This is a genomic window from Xanthomarina arctica, assembly GCF_014638915.1.
Taxonomy (GTDB): domain Bacteria; phylum Bacteroidota; class Bacteroidia; order Flavobacteriales; family Flavobacteriaceae; genus Xanthomarina; species Xanthomarina arctica.
Map to the genome: position 1 here is coordinate 258,366 of NZ_BMFQ01000004.1, position 24,642 is coordinate 283,007.

Below are 24,642 nucleotides of genomic sequence, written 5' to 3' on the forward strand. Positions count from 1 at the left end.
TCATTCTAACTTTCGTCCTATAACATTTGTTGCAATGGTTGTAAATATCACTATACTTATAGAACTTAAAGGCATTAAAATGGCAGCAATTACAGGAGCTAATTGTCCAGTAACGGCAAAATAAAGGCCAATGACATTATAACAAAATGATAAAACAAAACTCCATTTAATTATTTTTATGGCACTTTTGGAAGCCTTAATATACATAAATAATTGATTAAATTTTGAAGCATCTAAAATAGCATCACAAGCGGGAGAGAATACATTCACGTTTTCAGAAATAGAAATACCAACATTACTTTGTGCTAATGCTCCAGCATCGTTAAGTCCATCACCAATCATAAGTACTTTGGCTCCTTCTGTTTGATGATATTTTATATAATCTAATTTATCATCTGGTTTTTGATTAAATATCATCTTTGTTTTTGAAGGTAATAATTTTTTTAAATTTTCTAGTTCTCCTTCATTATCTCCCGATAAAATTACTAAATCGTAATTTTTTTTCAATTTATTAAAAAGTTTGGACAATCCTGTTCTGTAATTATTGTAAAAAGTATATTTTCCTTTATAAATATTATTTGTGCTAATGTGAACAGAGGTGTTTAAAACAGTTGAGTCAGCAATGCTTCCAACAAAACTGGCAGAACCAATTTTAATGTTATTGTTATTATGTGAGGCTTCAATGCCTTTACCTACATGCTCTTCAAAATGATCTAAGGTAATAATGTTATGTTCCTCTAAAATATCATACAAAGATCTACTTAATGGATGATTTGAGCCACGAAGCGTATTTTTTAAAAGCATTTCTTCTGAGGCACTTAATATGTCTCCATCATAAGTAGCTGTGCTTTTTTTATTAGTGGTAATAGTTCCGGTTTTATCGAAAATAATGGTGTTTACTTCGGCTAATTGTTCAATAACGGAAGCATTTTTCACATAAAATTTCAGCTTCCCAAAAATGCGGAGCAGGTTTCCAAAGGTAAAAGGAGCAGAGAGGGCAATGGCACAAGGACAAGCAATAATTAAAACAGCTGTAAAAACGTTAATGGCTTTAGACGCATCAACAAACAACCAATATGTTGTGGAAATAAAAGCAATACTTAAAACAGCAATGGTAAATTTCTTACTAATTTTATTGGTTAAGGTTGTAAAACCATCTTCTTTGTTTTTACTAAACACATCGTTGCTCCAAAGTTGCGTTAAATAACTTTGCTCTACAGATTTTAAAACCTCCATCTCGATAACTCCCGATGTTTGCTTCCCTCCAGCAAATAGTTTATCGCCAGATTGCTTGGAAACCGTTTCAGATTCTCCAGTAACAAAACTGTAATCAATAGATGCATTTCCGTTAATTAAAATGCCATCTACAGGAATTAATTCTTCATTTCTAATAAGTAACCTGTCTCCTTTTTCAATGTCGTAAACTTGAATGGGTGTTTCCTTTCCATCGGAAGTTATTTTAGTAACTGCAATTGGGAAATACGATTTGTAATCACGTTCAAAAGATAAAAAGGCATAGGTTTTCTGCTGAAAAAATCTTCCTAATAATAAGAAGAATATTAAGCCGGTTAAGCTGTCGAAAAATCCTGAACCATAATCGAAGATAATTTCAACGGTACTTCTAATAAATAAAACAGCTGCCCCAAGCGCAATTGGCACATCAATGTTTAAAATCCTTGAGCGAAGTCCTTTATAGGCTGAAATAAAATAGTCTTGAGCCGAATAAAAAATTACTGGAAGTGAAAATGCAAACATGAGCCAGCGAAACAAGTGCTTGTATTGTTCTAACCAGAATTCGCCAACTTCGAAATATTCTGGGAACGATAAAAACATGACGTTTCCAAAAGCAAAACCGGCAATCCCTAATTTATAAATTAATGACCTGTTTATGTTGTCTTTTCCTGTTTTAAAGTCTTCTAAACTAATGTAAGGTTCATAACCAATGGAGCTAACCAATAAAACCACATCTTTTAAGGAGCATTTAGTTGAATTGAAAGTAATGCGTACGTTTTTCTTTCCAAAATTAACTTGGGAAGCGGAAATACCAGGATTTAATTTGTTGAGGTTTTCTAAAATCCAAATACAGGAACTACAGTGAATGTGTGGAATGTATAAAGTAACAATTTGAGTATGGTCGTCATTAAATTCTAACAGCTTATCAATAATATTCTGCTGGTCTAAAAAATCGTATTTCCCTTGAATTTCTTTAGGAATAGCTCCTGGAGAGTTTTGTAAATCGTAATAACATGTTAAATCGTTTTCAGAAAAAATCTCGTACACGGTTTTACAACCATTACAACAGAAAGGTTTCTCTTGAAAAATAATAGCATGACTTTCACATGAATCTCCACAGTGGAAACACGACTTTTGCTCCATAAATAATTTGCTCTTTTTACCCGTTACAAAGGTTAAAAGATACTAAGAATATAGACATGATAATTGTCATGTTTTCATTAATTTTACAAAACTTAATATAATTGGTATGAGTAAGTGCGAACAGTGTATTGTTAGGGAATTTAGTTCTTTAAAGTCTTTGTCTAAGGAGGAATTGTTAGGCATTTCAGGGTGTAAAACTTCTAAATTTATTAAGAAGGGAGAAGTTATCTTCGAAGAAGGCGAAACCCTAAATGGCGTTTATTGTGTAAAAGACGGTATCTGCAAACTTACCAAATTAAGTGCCAATGGAAAAGACCAAATTGTAAAATTGGTTGTTAAAGGTGATTTACTTGGGCAACGCTCTTTAATTAGTGATGAGGCAGTAAATTTAAGCGCTGTTGCCTTAAACAATATGGAAGTTTGTTTTATTCCAAAAGTTGAAATTTTTGGAAACTTAAAAAACAATTCTAATTTCTCGATGGACATGTTAAAACAAATGGCTCTGGATTTAAAAGAGTCGGACAACGTGATTGTTAACATGGCTCAAAAATCTGTAAAACAACGTTTAGCAGAAGCACTTCTTTATATCCATCATAGTTTTGGAGTTGATAAAGAGGGTGTTTTAAATGTCGTTCTTTCAAGAGAAGATTATGCAAGTGTGGTTGGTACAGCTACAGAGTCTGCCATTAGAGTTTTATCTCAATTTAAGAAAGATGGTTTAATTTCTACTTCTGGAAAACAAATTAAAATTGAAGATATGGAAGGTTTAAAACGTGTTGAATAAGTTATCTAGCACCTTTACTTTTAATATTTGCTTCACATAATTTAATAATTTCTATAATGCGCTTTTGTCTGGTAGTTTCTCTTTTTGCTTGATTTAACCAATATAAATAGTTTTTTCTATAAGAAGGAGCAAAGTTAGAGTAGTTTGAAAAGGCTTCTTGATTATTGTTGAATTCAAGTTGTAAATCTTCTGGAATAATTCCTTTCTCAACCTCATCTAAAGCTTCCCAAGATCCATTTTGTTTGGCTGTTTTTATAGAATTTAAACCACTTTTATGCATTAATTTAGCTTTTTCAAGATCCAGAATGTGTTTTTTATTTAAAGCACTCCACACACTTTTTGGATTTCTAGGCGTGAAATATTGTCGCCTTTTTCCATTCCCTAAACTTTTAACTGTAGAATCTATCCAACCATAACAAAGGGCTACCCTTACGGCTTCCTCCCAACGCATACTTTCGTTTTCATGTTCTACTTTATAAAAAATAAGATGAATGCCATCAAAGACATCATGGTTTATATGTAACCAATCTCGCCATTCTTTATCCGATTTAAAGTAAAACTCAGGAAGGGACATGGTAATTATGGGTTTATAACTTCAACATAAAAATCTGGGTCTACTTCTAATGTAGTTCCTTCAATTTCTATTGTTTTCCATTCTGCATTTGGATAAATCCATTGTTCTTTTTCGTCTATGGTTACTTGAACTGGCATATCGAAGTTTTTAACAATATTGGTCCATCTGTATTTTAATTGATTGTTTTCAATAGTATACTCAAGAGTTGGAATTTTAATATCTCTTAAATACTGGTTAAAAAATGCTGTTAAATCAATACCACTTTGTTCACTTAAATAATTTTCAATTTGTTGGGTAGTAACGGTTTGATGATAAAAAGTTTTATTTAAACCGCGTAACATTTCACGCCATTTTTCATCGTTATCAATAAGTTGTCTTAACGTATGCAACATATTGGCACCTTTATAGTACATGTCTCCAGAACCTTCTTTATTTACATTGTAAGGGCCAATAATAGGGCTGTCGTTTGTAATGTTTTTTCTTATTCCAATAACGTATTCTGAAGAGGCTTCTTTTCCATAGTAATAATCTACAAATAGGTTTTCTGAATATGAAGTGAAACTTTCATGAATCCACATATCTGCAATATCTTTATAGGTAATATTATTTGCAAACCATTCGTGTCCAGATTCATGTATGATAATGAAATCGAATTTTAATCCCCAACCACTTCCTGAAACATCATTACCTAAGTATCCATTTTTGTATTGATTTCCATAAGTTACAGAACTTTGGTGTTCCATTCCTAAATAAGGAACTTCAACTAATTTATAACCATCTTCGTAAAATGGATAAGGTCCAAACCAATGCTCAAAAGCTTTCATCATTCTTGGAGCATCTTTAAAGTGATTTCTTGCTCGAACTAAATTATATGGTAATACATAATAATCCATATCCAAAGGTCCATTTTCGCCTTGGTACACTTCAGAAAAATGCTCGTATTCTCCAATATTTACATTAACACCATAATTATTTATTGGGTTGCTTACAAACCAATTGGAAGTCACTGTATTGTCATTATGTTTTTCGATACTTCTCAACTTTCCATTGGAAATATTTGTTAGGTTTTTAGGAACATTTACGCTAATTAACATGCTGTCAACCTCGTCGTACATATGGTCTTTGTTTGGCCACCAAACACTGGCTCCCAAACCTTGACAAGAAGTTGCAATAAATGGGAAACCATTTTTATCTTCAGACCAAGTAAAACCACCATCCCAAGGAGCCTTAACAGCTTCTTTAGGGATTCCTTCGTAATACACATCAAGAGAATGGATACTTCCTTTTTGTTGCTCTTCAACTATAGTAATAAAATGTGCATTTCCATCATGTCTAACATCTAATTCTTCACCATTTTGGACGACTTTAGTGATTATTAAAGGCTCTTGTAAGTCAATTTGCATTAAAGAATAGGGCTTCAAGACCTTATATTGAACGGTGTTTTTACCAGAAATAGATTTTGTTTCCGGTAATATTTTTATATCCAAATGATAATAAGTTAAATCCCACCATTCACGTTCTGGAGTGATACTGCCTCTTAAGGTATCTTGATGGGTGAAATTATTTTTTTCAGTAAGGAGTTCTTGTCCTTTTATGGTGAACGAAAATAAGAATATAAAGGCAAAAAGTGGGAAGGCATTTTTCATGTAAAAAATTTTCCACTAAATTAAGGAAATAAAAAAAGCCGTTTCTATTAAAAACGACTTTTTTCCTTCTAACTAAACTTATTTTTTAAAAGCAATATTTATTTTCAGCTTTTACTTTTTCTGCGATGGCAATACGTAAATCCACGATATCTGGATAATTTGCATATTTTACAAAACGTTTCAGTCCCATAAGTAGCATACGTTGTTCGTCTCCTTCAGCAAAAGAAATAATACTTTCTTTTCCGTTTTTCTCTACAATTGAAACAGCGTTATACAAGTATAATTTAGCCATTGCAATTTGCACAGTTTGAGACGCTTCCCCAAAACGTTTCACGTTTTTCTCAGTTCTTAATAAAGCAGATTCAGCCATATATATTTCAATCAAGATATCTGAAGCTGCAATTAATAATTGTTGATGACTATCTAAATCTGGTCCAAATTTTTGAACAGCAGATCCAGCAACCATTAAGAATACTTTCTTAAGTTTTGCAATCATTTCTTTTTCTTCAGCAAATAATTCTGAATAATCCGGTGTATCAAAAGATGGTATTCCCATAAGTTCCTCTTGAACTTTTGAAGCAGGACCTAATAAATCTACATGACCTTTCATTGCCTTTTTAACAAGCATTCCAACAGATAACATTCTGTTAATTTCGTTTGTTCCTTCGTAAATACGAGCAATTCTAGCATCTCTCCAAGCAGCTTCCATTGGCGTCTCTTCAGAGAATCCCATACCACCAAAAATTTGGATTCCTTCGTCTGCACTGTTTTGGACATCCTCGGATACCGCTACTTTTAAGATAGAACATTCTATAGCGTATTCTTCAACACCTTTAAGCTCTGCTTCATGATGAGAGAGTCCTGCAGCTTGACGCATGGCAATTCTATCTTCAATATTTTTTGCAGCTCTATAGGTTGCAGCTTCTCCAGCATAAGCACTGGCAGCCATTTCAGCTAATTTGTACTTAATGGCACCAAAGTCTGCAATTGGTGTATTAAATTGTTTACGTTCATTTGCATATTGTACTGCAATTGATAAAATACGTCTTTGAGAATCTAAACAAGCTGCCGCAAGTTTAATACGTCCAACATTAAGAGCATTCATGGCAATTTTAAAACCTTCACCACGTCCAGCAAGCATATTTTCTACAGGAACAACTGTGTCGCTGTAAAACACCTGACGAGTTGAAGAGGCGCGAATACCTAATTTGTGTTCTTCTTCACCTAAAGTAATTCCATTTGGATTGGCTTTATCATATTCAACAATAAATCCAGTAATGTTTTTATCGTTTTCAATACGTGCAAAAACAATCATTAAATGACAGAAACCTGCGTTTGAAATCCACATTTTCTGACCATTAATTTTGTAGCTTTTACCATCTTCAGATAGTGTCGCTGTAGTTTTTCCAGAATTGGCATCACTACCTGCTCCTGGTTCTGTTAAACAATAAGAACCAAACCATTCACCAGTAGCTAATTTTGGAACATATTTTTGTTTCTGCTCTTCCGTACCATATAAAGTAATTGGCATCGTTCCAATTCCTGTATGAGCACCAAATGCCGTACTAAATGAACCTGTTCCGGAAGAGATATAGTCACAAGTTAAAACTGTAGACACAAATCCCATTCCTAATCCACCGTAAGCTTCAGGAACAGCGACCCCTAAAAACCCAAGTTCCCCAGCTTTACGCATAACCTCTTCTGTAAGCGCGTAATCTTTAGCTTCGAATCTAGGTTTATGTGGAATTATTTCACGGTCGTTAAACTCCATGACAGCTTCTTTCATCATTTTTTGCTCTTCTGAAAAATCTTCAGGAGTAAAAACATCTTCACATTTTGTTTCTTTCACTAAGAATTGTCCTCCTCTTAGTATGTCTTTTTCTGTTGTTTCCATTATTTTTTTAAATAGATTATAGAAAATAGAATATAGAAAATAGACTCAACTAAGTCCATTTTGGAATCCCATAGTCATTCTTTGGAATTCTTCTATTTTATCTTCAAGTTTTTTTAATAATTCGTTATTTATATATTGTCTATGTTTTGCTACTAATAATTGAGTTCCTAATTCGAAAGAAGATCCAAGTGATATATCCAGAAAATGACTAAATGGTTTATCAATTCTTGGAGAACCTTCAGCAATGTTACTTAGCATTGAAACTGAACATCTCATAATTTGAGAACTTAAATCATATCTTTCGTGCTTTGGAAAGTCTAATAACATATCAGAAACATCGTTTGTAATCTCTAAACCGAGTTTCCAAATTTTTAAATTTCTGTAATTAGTCTTTTATCTCTATTCAATTATCTTTTTTCTTATTTAAGAAATTCAAATATCCCGCAAGCACCTTGTCCAGTACCAACACACATGGTTACAGCGCCATATTTGCCAACCATATTCTGTTTACGCATTTCATCAAATAATTGAACTGAAAGTTTTGCTCCTGTACAACCAAGTGGATGACCAAGTGCAATAGCTCCACCATTCACATTAATGATGTCTGGGTTTAAGTTTAATTCACGAATAACAGCTAAAGATTGTGAAGCAAAAGCTTCGTTTAATTCAATAAGCGATAAATCATCTTGTTTTAAACCTGCTAATTTTAAAGCTTTTGGAATAGCCTTTACAGGTCCAATTCCCATGATACGAGGTTCAACACCTGCAGCAGCATAATTTACTAAACGAGCAATTGGTTCAAGTCCTAATTCTTTAACCATGTCTTCACTCATAATCATTACAAACGCCGCTCCATCACTCATTTGAGAAGAGTTACCAGCAGTTACACTTCCGCCAGCAGCAAATACAGCTCTTAGTTTTGCTAAAGCTTCTTTGCTAGTTCCAGCACGAGGACCTTCGTCTTTAGTTACAATATATTTTTTTGTTGCTTTTTTTCCGTTAGCATCCACATAAGTTTCTTCTACTTCAATTGGAACAATTTGATCTTGAAAACGATTCTCTGCTTGAGCTCTTAAAGCTTTCATATGAGAGTTGTATGCAAATTCATCTTGGTCTTCACGAGATACGTTGAATTGTTTTGCAACAGCTTCAGCCGTATTTCCCATTCCCCAGTAATAGTTTTCGTGACCAGCTTTTACTGTATCGTAATTTAATTCTGGTTTAAAACCTGTCATTGGTACAGAACTCATACTTTCTGCTCCACCTGCAATAATACAATCTGCCATACCAGCTTGAATTTTTGCTGTAGCTATTCCAATGGTCTCGATGCCAGAAGCACAAAAACGATTGACTGTTACGCCTGGAACATCAACACTATCTAAACCAATTAACGAAATAAATCGTGCCATATTCAATCCTTGTGAACCTTCAGGCATGGCGTTACCAACTATAACGTCGTCTATTCTTTTGACATCTAATTGAGGCAATTCTTTCATCATGTGTTTGATGGTTTCAGCTGCCAATTCATCAGTTCTTTTAAAACGGAACACGCCTTTAGGAGCTTTCCCAACTGCTGTTCTGTATGCTTTTACTATATATGCTTGTTTGCTCATATCTTTTGTTTTTTGATTAAGAGAAGAGAATATAGAATAGAGAAAAAAGACTTTAAATGACTCTCTTATCTTTTCTCTTTATTCTTTTTTCTAGTTTCTTAAAGGTTTACCAGTTTTCAACATATGTTGAATACGCTCCAAAGTTTTTCTTTCAGTACAAAGTGATAAGAAAGCTTCGCGCTCTAGATCTAATAAATATTGCTCACTTACTAGTGTTGGTTCAGATAAATCGCCTCCAGCCATAACGTAAGCTAATTTATTAGCTATTTTTTTGTCGTGTTCGCTAATGTAGTTGCTGTCTTCCATAGAATCTGTTCCCACTAAGAACATCCCTAAGGCTTGTTTTCCAAGTACTCTTACATCTGTACGTTTAACCGGTTGTGTGTAACCTGCATCTGCCATAATTTTTGCATATGCTTTTGCTGTTGCAATTTGTCTGTCTTTGTTAACAACCACCACATCTTTTCCTTTTTGAAGAATTCCTAAATCGAACGCTTCGTATGCAGAAGTTGCTACTTTTGCCATTCCGATGGTTAAGAAATAATCTTGTAAAACGTTTAGTTCAACATCACCTTTTCTAAAAGTATCAGATGCTCTTAAAGCCATTTCTTTAGAACCTCCTCCACCAGGAATCACACCAACACCAAACTCTACAAGTCCGATATAAGTTTCAGCAGCTGCAACGACCATATCTGAATGCATTGAAAGTTCGCATCCACCACCAAGAGCCATACCGTGAGGTGCAGCAACAGTTGGGATAGAAGAATAACGCATACGCATCATGGTGTCTTGGAAATATTTGATAGCCATGTTAAGCTCGTCGTATTCTTGTTCGGCAGCCATCATGAAAATCATTCCAATATTAGCTCCTACTGAAAAATTAGCGGCTTGATTACCAATAACTAATCCAGCGAAATCTTTTTCAGCTAAATCTACTGCTTTGTTTAATCCAGCAAGAACGTCGCCACCAATACTGTTCATTTTAGATTGGAATTCGCAGTTTAAAATGCCATCTCCTAAATCTTCAATTACAACACCAGAGTTTTTAAAGACTTCTTTAGATTTTCTAATGTTATCTAAAATGATGAATGCATCTTGTCCTGGAATTTTTTCTTGTGATTTTGTAGGAATGTTGTAGAAATAAGTTGAGCCTTCTTTTACTGAATAGAAAGATTTATTTCCCGAGTCAATCATTTCATTAACCCAAGCATTTGGCTCTAAACCTTCAGCTTTCATTAAAGCGATACCTTTTTCAACACCAATAGCATCCCAAATTTGGAAAGGACCATGTTCCCAACCAAATCCAGCTTTCATGGCATCATCAATTTTATAAAATTCGTCTGTGATTTCAGGAATTCTATTTGACACATATTGAAACATTGCGGCGAAGTTTTTTCTGTAGAATTCGCCAGCTTTATCTTTTCCTGATACTAGAACAGGAAAACGATCAACAACCTTATCGATTGTTTTTGTTAATTCCAATGTGGCAAATCTTGCCGATTTTTTCTCTCTATATTCAAGGGTGTTTAAATCTAAAGTTTTAATGTCTTTCCCTTCTTTTTTGTAGAAACCTTGTCCAGTTTTACTTCCTAACCATTTATTTTCCATCATGGTATTGATGAAACCTGGTAATTTAAAAAGTTCGTGAGCTTCGTCGTTTGGGCAGTTGTCGTATATACCGTTAGCAACATGTACCAAGGTATCTAAACCAACTACGTCAACCGTTCTAAAAGTTGCCGATTTAGGTCGTCCAATAACAGGGCCAGTCAATTTATCGACTTCTTCAATAGTTAAATCCATTTCTTTTACTTGGTGAAATAAACTTTGGATTCCGAAAATTCCAATTCTATTCCCAATAAAAGCAGGAGTGTCTTTAGCTATAACTGAAGTTTTTCCTAAGAATTTTTCGCCATATTCATTTAAGAAATCAAGAACAGAAGCATCTGTTTTTGGTCCAGGAATGATTTCAAATAATTTTAAGTAACGAGCTGGATTGAAAAAGTGTGTTCCACAGAAATGTTTCTGAAAATCTTCACTTCTCCCTTCACTCATAAAATGAATAGGAATACCAGACGTATTACTTGTAATTAAAGTTCCTGGCGTTCTATATTTTTCAAGTTTTTCGAATACTTGTTTTTTAATATCTAGTCTTTCAACAACAACTTCCATAATCCAATCGACATCTTTTACCTTGGCGATATCATCATCTAAGTTACCAGTAGTAATTCTACTAGCAAAAGATAGATCATAGATAGGAGAGGGTTTGGATTTTAAAGAAGCCGTTAAAGAATCGTTTACAATTCTATTTCTAACTGCTTTGTCTTCTAAAGTTAAACCTTTAGCTTTTTCTGCATCGTTAAGTTCTCTAGGAACAATATCTAGTAAAAGCACATCTACACCAATATTGGCGAAATGACATGCAATACCAGATCCCATGATTCCGGAACCAATAATTGCTATTTTTTTTATGCGTCTTGTACTCATTTTATTCTAAATGATTTATCTATTAATATTTATGTTGTTTACTTCGTTGGTGTAGATTTTTTTATTTGAAACCAATTCATTAATTGTATCTGCTACTTCATAAAAGGTTATTAGCTTTTCTAACGGAATGTTTTTTCTAATGGCTTCGTTAAATTTTAAAACACGATCTCTAGAGTAGCCTCTTTTTTCTTTACCAAAATCGGTTAAATAAATAAGAACACCTCTTCCATCTTCTGGATTTGGTTTTCTTTCTATTAAACCACGAGTTTCCATTGTTTTTAAAATTCTGGAAAGACTTGTAGCTTCCATACCCATTTTTGGTCCAAGTGAGGTAGAAGGAGTACCTTCTTCTGGATCGATACTTAGTAATGTAAAACCTGTAGCCATGGTACTTTCGAATTTCGTGGCTTCTTCGTTATACATTTTTTGTACAGCTAACCAAGTGGTTCTTAGTACATAATCTATAGTTTTATCCTTCATTGATATATCTTTGATATTACCAAAGATATAAAAATTTATTATGCGTGCATAATAAATTGCAAAAAATTAACATAAGGATATAAAAAAACTCCTTATTAGAATAAGGAGTTTAAATTTTAAGGGCGATATATTTTTTCGATGAGGTCTTTGTAGATTTCTTTAATAACCTTTCGTTTCATTTTCATGGTTGGAGTAAGGTGTCCACCTTCAATAGACCAAACATCCGGAGTGATTTCAAATTTTTTAATTTGTTCCCAATGCCCAAATTTTTGGTTAGCTTCGTCTACTTCCTCTTGGATACGATCTCTAAGTTTTTGGTTAGATACAATTTCTTGTTTAGAATTAAATGTAAGCTTATGTCTTTTTGCCCATTCGTCAACAAATTCATAATTGACTTGGATTAAGGCGGCCGGCATTTTTTCGCCTTCGCCAATAACCATAATCTGTTCTATAAATCGGGATTGTTTAAATTGATTTTCCAATAGGGCAGGAGCCACATATTTTCCTCCAGAGGTTTTAAACATTTCCTTTTTTCTGTCTGTAATTTTTAAGAAACCATCTTTGTCTACTTCTCCAATATCTCCTGTATGAAAATATCCGTCGGTCATAACTTCAGCCGTTTTTTCAGGATCTTTAAAATACCCTTTCATAACGTTTGGGCCTTTTACCATGATTTCGCCGTCTTTAGCTATCTTAATATCAACGTGGTCTATAACTCGTCCAACAGTTCCTACTCTAAAACCTCCATTTCTTAAATCGTTTACCGAAATTACTGGGGAGGTTTCAGTTAAACCATAGCCTTCCATAATTGGCATTTCGGCCGCAGCAAAAACTCTAGTAAGCCTTGGTTGTAAGGCAGCACTTCCAGAAACCATTAGATCTAATTTCCCACCTAGACCTTCTTTCCATTTGCTGAAAATAAGTTTTCTTGCTAATTTAAGTTGTGTTTCATACCACCATCCATTGGCACCATAAGGCTCATATTTTAAACCTAAATCTACAGCCCAAAAGAAAAGCGCTTTTTTAATGCCTGAAAGATCACTTCCTTTCGCAACAATTTTATCATAAACTTTTTCGTACAGCCTAGGAACGGCTGTCATGACATTAGGTTGAATCTCTTTTAAGTTATCACCCATTTTTTCGATGGATTCTGCAAAATATATTTCCACACCACAATGTTGGTATAAATAGAGAATCATACGTTCAAAAACGTGACAAACAGGTAGAAAACTTAAGGCTTTTGACTGTCCATAATCAAATGGCACACGTTTTTCACTATCAAGTACATTAGAAACTAAATTGTTATGGGTTAACATAACTCCTTTAGGTCTCCCTGTGGTTCCTGAAGTATATATTAATGTAGCCAAATCGTCTGGTGTGACATTTGTTTTTCTTTCTTCAACTTCGGCCTGATTGCTGGTGTCTTTTCCTAATTCTAATATTTCTTTCCAATTTTTTTCATTGGAAACGTCATCAAAAGAGTAAATCCCTTTTAATTTAGTTTTGTCTTTAATAGCATTTAGTTTTTCTAAAATTTCAGCATCAGAGACAAAACAATAAATTGCTTCAGAATGATTTAATATGTATTCGTAGTCTTCCTTAGAGATTGTTGGATAAATGGGTACATTTTGTGCACCTGTTTGTAAAACGCCAATATCTAAAACATTCCATTCGGTTCGATTGGTTGTAGAAATAACTGCAATTTTATCATTAGGCTTTATTCCTAATCTCAATAAGCCTCTACTTATAGCATTTGCTTGATCAACGTATTCTTGAGAAGATATGGAATGCCATTCTCCATTTAATTTAGAAGTCAATGCTTTTTCTAAATTATAAGTTTTTAGTTGATGATAAGGAAAATCGAATATTCTTGAAATTTCAGCCATTTGTATATGAAGTTAGGAGTTTGCAAATTAGGGAAATAAAAGTAATATCCAAATGGCACCATAAAAAAAAGGAGCTTAATAGATGTAAGCTCCTTGATTTATAATTATATAACAGAAATTATTTTTTATTTTCAATCCATTTTCTTGCATTTTCAAAGGCTTCAAGCCAAGGAGAAACGTCGTCTTTTCTTCCTTTTGGGTAATTAGCCCAGTTCCATTGAAAAGTAGATCTCTCAATATGTGGCATTGTAACCAAATGTCTTCCAGTTTTATCACACATCATTGCAGTGTTATAATCCGATCCATTTGGATTTGCTGGATATTCATCATAACCATATTTTGCAACAATGTTATATTTCGTCTCTTTTTCTGGTAAACTGAATTTACCTTCTCCATGAGAAATCCAAACCCCTAATTTACTGCCTTCTAAAGATGAAAGCATCACAGAATTATTTTTCTGAATGGCTACCGATGTAAAGGAGCTTTCATGTTTATGAGAATCGTTATATGTTAATTTACCATGAGTTTTATGGTCTGGATTTACTAATTCTAATTCCATCCAAAGTTGTGCGCCATTACAAATACCTACAGAAAGTGTGTCTTCTCTTTTAAAGAAATTCTTTAAAGCTGTATTGGCTTTTTCATTATATAAAAAAGCACCAGCCCAACCTTTTGCAGAGCCTAAGACATCAGAATTTGAAAATCCGCCCACAGCTCCAATAAATTGGATATCTTCCAAAGTTTCGCGCCCAGAAATTAAGTCTGTCATGTGCACGTCTTTTACATCAAAACCTGCTAAATACATGGCGTTGGCCATTTCACGTTCAGAGTTTGAACCTTTTTCACGGAGGATGGCGGCTTTCGGACGTCGTGTTGGGTCAAGTCGAGACTGAACCTTACCTGTGAAATCTTTAGGAAAAACATATTCTAAAGGTTGATTTTTATAATTATCGAAACGGTTTTTAGCTAAGCCGTTTGCTGTTTGTTTTTGATCGAGTAAGAAAGACGTTTTATACCAAACATCTCTCATTTCAGAAACATTAAAAGTGACATTGTCTTCCCGGTTTTTAATAGTTACTATTCCTGAATTATTTGCTGATCCAATATTAAAAAATTCAATATTGTTTTCTGATAAAATAGTTTCTACGGATGCATCTGCTTGAAAAACAATTCCTGAGTTTTCAGAAAACAATACTTTTATAGAATCTTCTTCATTTAAAGTAGAAACATCGAAATCTGCACCTAAATTGACATTAGCAAAACACATTTCTAATAAAGTTGTAATCATTCCACCTGAAGCAACATCGTGTCCTGCCTTGATTTTATCAGCTTTAATTAATTCTTGAATGGTATTAAATACTGTTTTTACAAAATCGGCATTGGTAACATCTGGAGCTTCATTTCCAATAGCATTTAATGACTGATTGAAAGAACTTCCCCCTAATTTAAAGTCGTCTTGAGATATGTTGATGTAATAAATGTTTCCACCATCCACATGTAAAACAGGTTCCACCACTTTAGTGATATCATTACAATTTCCAGCAGCAGAAATAATAACCGTTCCTGGAGAAATAACGTCTTCATTTGGGTATTTCTGTTTCATGGAAAGGGAATCTTTTCCTGTTGGCACATTAATTCCTAAAGCAATTGAAAACTCTGAAATAGCTTCCACAGCTTGATACAAACGTGCATCTTCACCTTCATTTTTACAAGGCCACATCCAATTTGCAGAAAGAGAAACACTTTTTAAATTTTCTTTTAAAGGTGCCCAAATAATGTTAGTAAGAGATTCTGTAATGGCATTTCTACTTCCAGCCTGAGGGTTTATCAATGCTGAAATAGGCGAGTGCCCAATTGAAGTAGCAATCCCTTCTTTTCCTTTATAATCTAAGGCCATGACACCTACGTTATTCAGCGGTATTTGCAATGGACCAACACATTGTTGTTTGGCAACTTTACCGCCAACACAACGGTCTACTTTATTTGTTAACCAATCTTTACAGGCAACAGCTTCCAATTGTAGAACTTGCTCTAAATAAATTTTTAAATTCTTGGTTTTATAACGCGGATTCTTATAATTTCTAACAACAGTGTTATCTGTTAGAATTGTTTTAGGCGAAGAACCAAACATGTCTTTTAAGGCTAAATCCATTGGTTTTTCTCCAGTAGTTTTAGATTCAAAAGTAAAACGGTCGTTTCCTGTAACTTCTCCAACCGTAAACATTGGAGAGCGTTCACGTGCGGCAATTTTTTGTAAAGTATCTATGTGTTTTTCTGCAATAACCAATCCCATACGTTCTTGAGATTCGTTACCAATAATTTCTTTTGCTGATAAAGTTGGATCACCTACAGGTAATTTATCTAAATCGATTTTACCACCAGTATCTTCTACTAATTCGGATAAACAATTTAAATGTCCACCAGCACCATGATCGTGAATGGATACAATGAAGTTTTCTTCACTTTCCACCATCCCACGAACGGCATTTGCAGCACGTTTTTGCATTTCTGGATTAGAACGTTGCACGGCATTTAATTCGATTCCTGAAGCAAATTCACCTGTATCTGCCGATGAAACTGCTGCGCCACCCATTCCAATACGGTAATTTTCACCCCCAAGAATAACTATTTTATCACCTACTTTTGGCGTGTCCTTTAAAGCTTGATCTGCTTTACCGTAACCAATTCCTCCAGCTTGCATAATCACTTTATCGTAGCCTAATTTTCTGGCTTTAGAAGTGCTTGATGACGAATTTTCTTCGTGCTCGAAAGTTAAAACAGAACCACAAATAAGCGGTTGTCCAAATTTATTCCCAAAGTCTGATGCGCCATTACTGGCTTTTATTAAAATATCCATAGGTGTTTGGTATAACCAAGGACGTGCTTCCATTTTTTGTTCCCAAGGACGTTTCTCTTCCAATCTGGAATAAGACGTCATATAAACAGCTGTTCCGGCTAAAGGCAAAGAACCTTTTCCTCCAGCAAGTCTATCTCTAATTTCTCCCCCAGAACCGGTTGCAGCACCATTAAAAGGCTCAACAGTTGTTGGGAAATTATGAGTCTCTGCTTTCAAGGAAATGACAGAATCGAAATCTGTTATTTGGTAAAAATCTGGTTTATCTGCTGTTTTTGGAGCAAATTGTTCTACTCGTGGTCCTTTTACAAAAGCCACATTATCTTTATAAGCTGAAACAATATCGTTTGGATGTTGTTTAGCAGTTTCTTTAATTAATTTGAAAAGAGAGGTAGGTTTTTCTACTCCATCAATTACAAATGTGCCATTGAATATTTTATGACGACAGTGTTCTGAATTAACTTGAGAAAATCCGAAAACTTCAGAATCTGTCAGTTTTCTACCTATTTTTCTAGATACGCCTTCTAAGTATTCGATTTCTTCATCGTTTAAAGACAAGCCTTCTTCTTGATTATAAGCTGCAATATCTTCTATATTAAGTATGGCTTCTGGCTGAATCTGTATGGTGAATGAATCTTGATTTAATCCCTTGTACTTTTCAGAAATCATCGGGTCGAAATCATTGGAATCTTCTGAAGAAACTTGAAATTCTTCTATACGAATGAGGTCTTCAATCCCCATGTTTTGGGTTATTTCAACAGCATTGGTGCTCCAAGGTGTAATCATGGCAGCGCGAGGCCCAACAAAAAAAGCATCGAGAGATGCTTGTTCTATTTTTGGCTGGTTGCCAAATAACCACACTAATTTAGCGATGGTTTCGGTTGATAATTCTTTTGTTGCTTGAACAGCAAAGATTTTACTGTTTTGGTTTCCGAAGAAATGAATCATTTTGTATGAGTTAGAGTTGTCTACCTATTCGGTAGGCGCGTTGTTTAAAAGTGCAAATTTACTTTTTTTCGGTGTAATAATTACTATTTAAATTATTGAAAGTTTTGTGATATTTACGACGATATAATGCAAAAAAAAAGCGACTCGTTAAAGTCGCTTTTAAAATTTATTGCTTGATAAGCTTTTTACTTATGGTTGCATCACCTTGTTTTATCTTCAAGATATATATTCCTGAATTTAAATTTTCAACGTTTATACTTTGAGATTGCCTTATTGTTTTAGTCAGAACTCTTTTTCCAAGAATGTTGAAGATATCAATTTGTGTTTCTTCAGATTTGTTTAATTGAATATTCAAAGTGTTAGAAACAGGGTTTGGATAGATAGAAATATCATTAAGTTGATAACCCATTACGTTTAATTCTGTGAAACAAGTCCATGATAAATCATCAAAAACAACTCTATTAGATGTTACACTATTTCCATCGATTACAATGGAAACAGGACCTTCAATATTAATATTTGAAATGGTAATAGTCTCAACAACATCTTGAGCGCCATATGCGATAGTATTCACATAATCTCCATTTACAGTTAAATTGAAAGTTCCAGATGAACCTCCAAAAACACGTTTTGTAGAGACCGTAAGGCTTCCAATTCCTCCAGAGATAGTTGGAGCAGTAAGGCTTCCGTTTCTAATTGTTATAGCTCTATCAGTTAAAGTTTGATCTGTTCTAGCGTCTGTAGCGATCCAAGCACCACCATTGTCGCCAGTCCAGTCTCTTGTTGCGTAACCACCTGCATTTGCTGGAATATTTTGAAAAGTTTCAACTAGACAATTCACCCCAACTCCATTATCTGTAGTTGTTTCACAAGCTTGATTGCTGAATTCTGATTCATTTCCAGTAGCATCTTTTGCTTTAATTGTAAAACAATATTCAGTATCAGGACTTAGACCAGTTGCTGAAAAAGAATTGGTAGAAGAACTAAAACTATTAGTTCCATCTACATAAATATCGTAAGAAGTAACTGCTGTATTATCTGTAGAGGCTGTCCAATTTAAATCTATTGAAACGTCTGTTGGATTAGAAGCTATTAAATTTGTTGGATTTGTTGGAGCCTCAGTATCTGGAGTTGGATCCCAAATTTGTGCTACCCATTCTGGATGGTCAACAAATGGATTTCTGTTATCTTGATGGTGATAGTATATGTTATTATTTCTATCTATTTCTTTTTGAGAAACAGGATCTGCATTATGCCAAGTTATTAGAATATTTAAAAATGGATCTGAAAGTACTTGGTCATTACTACCATCAAACATAGCATAGGCATCCCAATTATCAACTTGATTCTGGTAACGCGTAACGAAATAGAAATAAATTCGAGCAATATCGCCTTTAAATTCATCGATAGGTTCAAAAACTATTCCTGTATACCCTGCAGAATATCCAGAATTGATATTCCCACCTAATTTTGAACCATTAGATGTTGGATTTGAAATACTACTTTGTGATACTAAACTGTTATCGTCCACACGACCAAAAGGGTAGCTACTTCTAAAACCATTAACACGACCATCTGTTGGTAATAATTGATGTGCATCACTTCTCATTGGAGTCGCAGCACCAAATGCCGATTGTGGAATAATATGTTCTTTGTTATAACAATCTCCTTCGCTATTATAATTCCCACATTCATTAGTAACAGGTGTATAATTATATGGATCGTTAGGAGTGTTACTAGTTGGATTAGGGATTTCAGAATACACATCTAAAATAGTTGTACTTCCATTAGCATCATAATAGTTATCACGATCGTAGGTAGAAATAAATCCATTCATGGCGCTATAGCCTTGATCGTTATGATTATCAATAATATTATATAACTGCGTTTTTAATGTATATCCAGATCCCGTTGCCGTATCGTAATATCCATTTGGGATTTGCGCAAAAGCTGTAACTGAGACTAATAATAATAGTAAGGAGTAAAAGTGCTTCATGTGTTTTTATTTTTTCTTTTCTAATAAGGCCATGTAGAATCCATCGAATCCTGATTTGTGAGCTAAGATACTTTTATCTTTAACAAAAGTAAAAACTTCTCCCATTTCAGATGCTAAAAAAGTATCTACTTGATTTTTGTTTTCCGAAGGTAAAATAGAGCAGGTTGCATATACCATTTGACCCCCAGGTTTTACCATTCTTGAATATTGTTGAAGAATCTCTTGTTGCGTTTTTTTAATATTTTCAATAAATTCTGGTTGTAATTTCCATTTAGCATCCGGATTTCTTCTTAAAATACCAAGTCCTGAACAAGGTGCATCTATAAGAACACGATCTGCTTTATCATATAGTTTTTTAATAACTTTGGTAGAATCTATATGTCTAGGTTCTATATTATGAGCTCCATCACGTTTGGCTCTACGTTTTAATTCTTTTAATTTATGATCGTAGATGTCCATAGCAATAATCTGACCCTTGTTTTCCATAAGAGAAGCTAAATGCAAAGCTTTTCCACCTGCACCAGCACACGCGTCAACAACACGCATTCCTGGTTCTACATTTAAAAACTCAGCCACTAATTGAGAAGACGCATCTTGAACTTCAAAATGTCCATTCTTAAAGGCTTCAGTAGTAAAAACATTAGCACGTTCTTTCAACTTTAAAGCGCTAGGATGGTCTTTAATAAATTCGGTATCTATTTCTAAATCGAATAATTCAGCTTGCAGTTTTTCCTTTGTAGTTTTAAGAGTGTTGACTCTTAAAATAACATCTGCTTGTTGGTTTAAAGCTTCAATTTCTTTAGTCCAAACAGCTTTTCCAAGTTCTTTTTCGCCAGCTTCGTCTAACCAATCTGGGATAGATTCCTTGAATTTTCTAATTTTTGAAAGTTCGTCAAAACGCCCTTTAATTTTTCTAGAAGGTGTATTTTCAAAATATTTCCAATCTGGTAGTTTGATACCTCTTAAAGTTGCCCAAACAGCAAAAACACGCCATAAATCTTCACGGCTGTATGGTTCTTTTACTTCAGCAATTTCAGAATACAAACGCTTCCATCTAACTATTTCGTAAGTGGTTTCAGCAACAAAAGCACGATCTCGAGCTCCCCAACGTTTATCACGTTTTAATAATTGTTGAATAACTTTGTCTGCATATTTACCTTCATTGAAGATTAATGTTAATCCATCAATGGTTGCAAAACATAAATTCCTGTGTAATCTCATTTTAATTTTATAAGCTTGCAAAGTTACGTTAATTGAGATGAATACACGAATATTTTTTGTATTAGACTTTTAAAGAGTATATTTTTAAAATAATTTACTACTTACCGCAAGTTTTTTATTTTAATCGCATCTAAAACGTGATGGCTAATTAAAAAATTAATTTTTGACTGAAAACGACTTTATAGAAAACTTAAAGAATAAAAGGCAAGATGCTTATGGCATGCTTATAGAAAACTTTCAAAATAAAGTATTTGCAACATGTTTGTCTTTTGTGCCAAATAGAGAAGATGCTGAAGATATAGCTCAGGAGGTTTTTATAGAAGTTTTTAATTCCATCCATAAATTTAAAGGCGATTCTAAATTGTCTACATGGATTTATAAGATAACTACAAACAAATGTTTAGAGTTTATAAGAAAAAGAAATACTAAAAAACGCTTTGCTTTTTTACAGTCCATTACTGGTAATGGCATGCCACTAGACAAAACAAATTACTTTACGGAAATGAATCACCCAGGAATTCAATTAGAAAATAAAGAAACTAGTGAAACCTTATATTATGCTATTAACAAACTTCCAGAAACTCAAAAAGTGGTTTATACGTTACATAAAATAGATTGTTTAAGCTATCAAGAAATTAGCGATGTTATAGATAAAAGTGTGTCTTCGGTAGAATCCTTAATGTTTAGGGCAAAAAATAATTTGAAAAAATTACTCTATAATTATTATAAAAATGAAAGTTAAGCGCAAGTTTTTAATTAAAATCACATCTAAATTTTAACTATGGAAACAAATAACGACATAAATCAAAAAGTTCAAAACACATTAAAGAGTTTTGATTCTATTACCGACACTAAGGTTTCACCTTTTTTTAAAGATAAAACCATGCAACTTCTGTTTTCTGAAAAAGAAGAAAAAGAGTCCTTTGTATTTTCTTGGTTTTCACCAAAACTGCAATTTGCTACTTTAGTTTGTTTTGTGCTTTTAAATGTGTTTGCTTATGTTAAAATAAATTCAAACACCTATAATAGCAATGTGCAAGATTTTGCAGAAACATATGGCTTATCAACAGATAACGACACCTATTTATTAAATTAATGATTATGAAAAAAAATACAATTTTATATATTTTATTAGCTTTTTTAATTGTCTTTAATGGATTTTTTCTTTTTTATTTCTTAGGAAACACCAATGATACTGTTGAAAGAGGAGGTGGAGATCCAATGAGCTTTGTCATGAAGCAATTAAATTTTAATGCGTTACAATTAGAGGAAATGGAAGGTGTCAATAAGAAGCATCACCAAAAAATGATGCGTATTAATGATGATTTAAAGGAATTAAAAGATGCTTTATTTAATAATCTTTCTGATGTTATTATTGATAACAAAACTGTAGATTCTATTGCGACCTTAATAGGCAAAAAGCAAAAAGCTAAAGAAATTGAGGCCTTTTCTCATTTTAGAAGCATTCAAGAATTATGTGATGATAAGCAAAAACAAAAATTTGAAGAAATAATAAAAGATGCGCTTCGTCGAGGAGACAGTGAAAATAGACCTCCGCAAGGAAAAGGTCCAGATGGTCATAGGCCACCTCCACCTTCAGAACAAGGCGGGAAAATGCCACCTCCAAAAGGTTAATTATTTATAAAACCATTTTAGACTCTCAATTTCTTGAGGGTCTTTTTTTTTGGCTTTTATTTAACAAGAACGACCACAAGTAATTTAATCTATTGCCATCTAAAGGTATATAACAAATAAAAATTTAAAGAGATGAACCGCAACACATTTAAAACAATCGTATTAGTTTTTGGATTAACCGTTTTTATGTCAATTGACACAAATGCGCAATCTCAAAACAAACAACAAAAATCGCCACCATCAACCAGTGAATTATTAAAACAGATGGATTCTGATGAAGATGGGCAATTATCAGAAAAAGAAGTAAAAGGGCCACTTAAAGATAGCTTTGATACTATTGATAAAAATGAGGATGGGTACTTATCAGAAGAAGAATTAGATAATGCGCCAAAACCAAAAAGAAAAAGCAAGTAAATAAATAATTGAAATATATGAAGTAAAAATAGTTTGAATTAGTCTTATTAAAAGCTTCGTTATTACTGACGAAGCTTTTTTTAAAATTATAACTTAATTTAAAATCATAAAAACTAAAATGAAAAATAACTATTTAAAAGTTACCATCACCATTTTTACATTACTACTAACTATCGGCATCTGTGCTCAAGGACCTCCAGGGGGAGGAGGAGGAGGAAGATGAGGCAAAGGTAAAGGTCAAGCTCCTGAAGGTGGAGGAAAACCAGACGCTTACAAAATATTTACAATGTTAGATGTTAATAATGATAAGCTTATTGATATGGATGAAGTTTCTAAAGATGAAAGAGGCAAAATAGCAGAAAATTTTAATGAGATTGATTCTAATGATGATGAATATATCGATTTAGAAGAATTAGAAGCCTTTATAAATGAAGGGAAGCCTAAACAGATATCAGCCAAAAATCTAATTAAGGATATTGACGATAATGGCGATGGTACCTTAAACGAACTAGAAATAGCAGCTAAAGGAGAGTTAGAATTATCAAATAATTTTACTGTTATAGATACAAATCAAGATCGTGAACTTGATATAGAAGAATTAAAAGGATTCTTTGAAGAAAACGAGGAGCAACCAAAACGTAAAAAAAGAGATAGATAATTTAAAATGAAAACATATTATATAATTATATCGGTTCTTTTATTAGGTGTCACTTTTGGTTGCAAAAGTAAAGTGGACGCCCACAGTCATGATGGTTTACAAAATCATTCTCATGAAAGCAAAGATGTTTCTAGAAATGTGACTAATTATTTTGATGATTACGATTTAGAAGATGTAGCTTTTGGAACCAAAACTAGAGTGACTATTACTGCAAAAACACGAATTATGGTTACCAATTCTATCCCAAACCATAAAACTGGAGAATTTCCAAATCAAGGTAATCCCAATACAATTTCGGCACAAAATAAAACCTATACATTTCCTTTAAATGCAAAATACACAGGAAAAGCACAATGGATGCGAGAGCCAGGAATAGCATTAAACGGTATTAAATTTGAACCTGGAACAGCAGAGGTTGTTGAATGCGAAACAGGAGAAAATTACCGTGTTGAAGCCATACAAAATGTTATCGATTTAGGTTTAGACTTTAATCACGCACATGTGCAACCAACTGGAGAATATCATTATCATGGTACACCAACTTCCATTATAGAAACCTTTGATACAGGAGAAGATTTAGTACATATTGGTTTTGCACACGATGGTTTTCCTATGTATTATTCAAAAAGTGGAAAATATAAACCAAGTTTTAAATTGTTAGATGGAAATAGAGAAGGAGAGGATTGCACCTATACAACACATCTAACTATAGATATCTCGGTTGGAGGACATCATGATGGTACTTATGGTTCTGATTACGAATATGTAAATGGTTCTGGTGATTTAGATGAATGTAATGGAATTACAATAGATGGAAAATATATGTATTTAGTGACTAATGAGTTTCCTTATATAGGCCGTTGTGTTATGGGGGAAGTTGAGCAACAACAGCAAGGGCCTAGAAACGGACAAGCTCAGGGAGGAAAACCAAGCTTTAAATACCTTCTAAATGAAATGGATTCCAATAAAGACGGAAAACTTTCAGCTAATGAGGTTAAAGGGTCAATAAAACAGGATTTTACAAAAATTGATGTAAATACTGATGGTTTTATTTCTAAAGAAGAATTAGAAAATATTCAAAAACAAAATAAACAACAACCAAAAGGTGGAAGAATTTAATTTTTAAAATAGCGCAAGTTATTTCAAAATATATCATCTAAAACTACATACCTAAAAATA

General features: G+C 33.5%; 19 protein-coding genes. 7 read left to right on the forward strand and 12 right to left on the reverse strand.

The window, feature by feature from the left end:
• Positions 1-2,376, reverse strand: coding sequence for a heavy metal translocating P-type ATPase (locus IEV77_RS16225; protein WP_188466738.1), 2,376 nt, complete (start codon positions 2,374-2,376; stop codon positions 1-3).
• A 106-nt stretch (positions 2,377-2,482) separates the two neighbouring features.
• On the opposite strand from IEV77_RS16225, the gene IEV77_RS16230 reads away from it, so the two are divergent.
• Complete coding sequence (locus IEV77_RS16230) at positions 2,483-3,160, forward strand: Crp/Fnr family transcriptional regulator (protein WP_188466740.1); 678 nt, start codon at positions 2,483-2,485, stop codon at positions 3,158-3,160.
• Position 3,161: 1 nt separating this feature from the next.
• Here the strand turns inward: IEV77_RS16230 and IEV77_RS16235 are convergent, their stop codons facing one another.
• From IEV77_RS16235 to IEV77_RS16285, 11 genes are all read right to left on the reverse strand, one after another.
• Positions 3,162-3,734 carry a YdeI/OmpD-associated family protein gene (locus IEV77_RS16235; RefSeq protein ID WP_188466742.1) on the reverse strand — a complete coding sequence of 191 codons (573 nt, stop codon included), beginning with the start codon at positions 3,732-3,734 and terminating at the stop codon, positions 3,162-3,164.
• A 5-nt stretch (positions 3,735-3,739) separates the two neighbouring features.
• Positions 3,740-5,380 carry a M1 family metallopeptidase gene (locus IEV77_RS16240; protein ID WP_188466744.1) on the reverse strand — a complete coding sequence of 547 codons (1,641 nt, stop codon included), beginning with the start codon at positions 5,378-5,380 and terminating at the stop codon, positions 3,740-3,742.
• 85 nt (positions 5,381-5,465) lie between these two features.
• Positions 5,466-7,274 (reverse strand): acyl-CoA dehydrogenase FadE, encoded by a 1,809-nt coding sequence (locus tag IEV77_RS16245; protein WP_188466746.1) that lies wholly within the window; start codon positions 7,272-7,274, stop codon positions 5,466-5,468.
• A gap of 45 nt (positions 7,275-7,319) precedes the next feature.
• The gene (locus IEV77_RS16250) at positions 7,320-7,643 is read right to left on the reverse strand and encodes a four helix bundle protein (protein ID WP_188467084.1); all 324 of its coding nucleotides are present in this window, start codon (positions 7,641-7,643) and stop codon (positions 7,320-7,322) included.
• 50 nt (positions 7,644-7,693) lie between these two features.
• Positions 7,694-8,887, reverse strand: a complete 1,194-nt coding sequence (locus IEV77_RS16255) for an acetyl-CoA C-acyltransferase (RefSeq protein ID WP_188466748.1) — start codon at positions 8,885-8,887, stop codon at positions 7,694-7,696.
• A gap of 90 nt (positions 8,888-8,977) precedes the next feature.
• Positions 8,978-11,371, reverse strand: a complete 2,394-nt coding sequence (locus IEV77_RS16260; protein ID WP_188466750.1) for a 3-hydroxyacyl-CoA dehydrogenase/enoyl-CoA hydratase family protein — start codon at positions 11,369-11,371, stop codon at positions 8,978-8,980.
• A gap of 15 nt (positions 11,372-11,386) precedes the next feature.
• Positions 11,387-11,851, reverse strand: coding sequence for a MarR family winged helix-turn-helix transcriptional regulator (locus IEV77_RS16265; RefSeq protein ID WP_188466752.1), 465 nt, complete (start codon positions 11,849-11,851; stop codon positions 11,387-11,389).
• 116 nt (positions 11,852-11,967) lie between these two features.
• A complete protein-coding gene (locus tag IEV77_RS16270) occupies positions 11,968-13,737 on the reverse strand; it encodes an AMP-dependent synthetase/ligase (RefSeq protein WP_188466754.1) in 1,770 nt (589 codons plus the stop codon).
• A 118-nt stretch (positions 13,738-13,855) separates the two neighbouring features.
• Complete coding sequence (gene purL, locus IEV77_RS16275) at positions 13,856-17,539, reverse strand: phosphoribosylformylglycinamidine synthase (RefSeq protein WP_188466756.1); 3,684 nt, start codon at positions 17,537-17,539, stop codon at positions 13,856-13,858.
• Between the two features lie 166 nt (positions 17,540-17,705).
• Positions 17,706-19,535: an endonuclease gene (locus IEV77_RS16280; protein WP_188466758.1), complete on the reverse strand. Its 1,830-nt coding sequence runs from the start codon at positions 19,533-19,535 to the stop codon at positions 17,706-17,708.
• Between the two features lie 6 nt (positions 19,536-19,541).
• On the reverse strand, positions 19,542-20,756 hold the full coding sequence (locus tag IEV77_RS16285; protein ID WP_188466760.1) for an RsmB/NOP family class I SAM-dependent RNA methyltransferase: 1,215 nt from the start codon (positions 20,754-20,756) through the stop codon (positions 19,542-19,544).
• 163 nt (positions 20,757-20,919) lie between these two features.
• On the opposite strand from IEV77_RS16285, the gene IEV77_RS16290 reads away from it, so the two are divergent.
• The 6 genes from IEV77_RS16290 to IEV77_RS16315 all read left to right on the forward strand — a co-directional run bounded on the left by IEV77_RS16290 (position 20,920) and on the right by IEV77_RS16315 (position 24,582).
• Entirely contained in the window at positions 20,920-21,498 is a 579-nt protein-coding gene (locus tag IEV77_RS16290) for an RNA polymerase sigma factor (protein WP_188466762.1), read from the forward strand.
• Between the two features lie 39 nt (positions 21,499-21,537).
• On the forward strand, positions 21,538-21,852 hold the full coding sequence (locus IEV77_RS16295; RefSeq protein ID WP_188466764.1) for a hypothetical protein: 315 nt from the start codon (positions 21,538-21,540) through the stop codon (positions 21,850-21,852).
• Positions 21,853-21,857: 5 nt separating this feature from the next.
• Positions 21,858-22,391, forward strand: coding sequence for a hypothetical protein (locus IEV77_RS16300; protein WP_188466766.1), 534 nt, complete (start codon positions 21,858-21,860; stop codon positions 22,389-22,391).
• Positions 22,392-22,523: 132 nt separating this feature from the next.
• On the forward strand, positions 22,524-22,805 hold the full coding sequence (locus IEV77_RS16305) for a CREC-EF hand family protein (protein ID WP_188466768.1): 282 nt from the start codon (positions 22,524-22,526) through the stop codon (positions 22,803-22,805).
• A gap of 286 nt (positions 22,806-23,091) precedes the next feature.
• Positions 23,092-23,463, forward strand: coding sequence for an EF-hand domain-containing protein (locus IEV77_RS16310; protein ID WP_188466770.1), 372 nt, complete (start codon positions 23,092-23,094; stop codon positions 23,461-23,463).
• 6 nt (positions 23,464-23,469) lie between these two features.
• Positions 23,470-24,582, forward strand: a complete 1,113-nt coding sequence (locus IEV77_RS16315) for a YHYH protein (protein WP_188466772.1) — start codon at positions 23,470-23,472, stop codon at positions 24,580-24,582.
• The last annotated feature ends 60 nt before the right edge of the window (positions 24,583-24,642 follow it).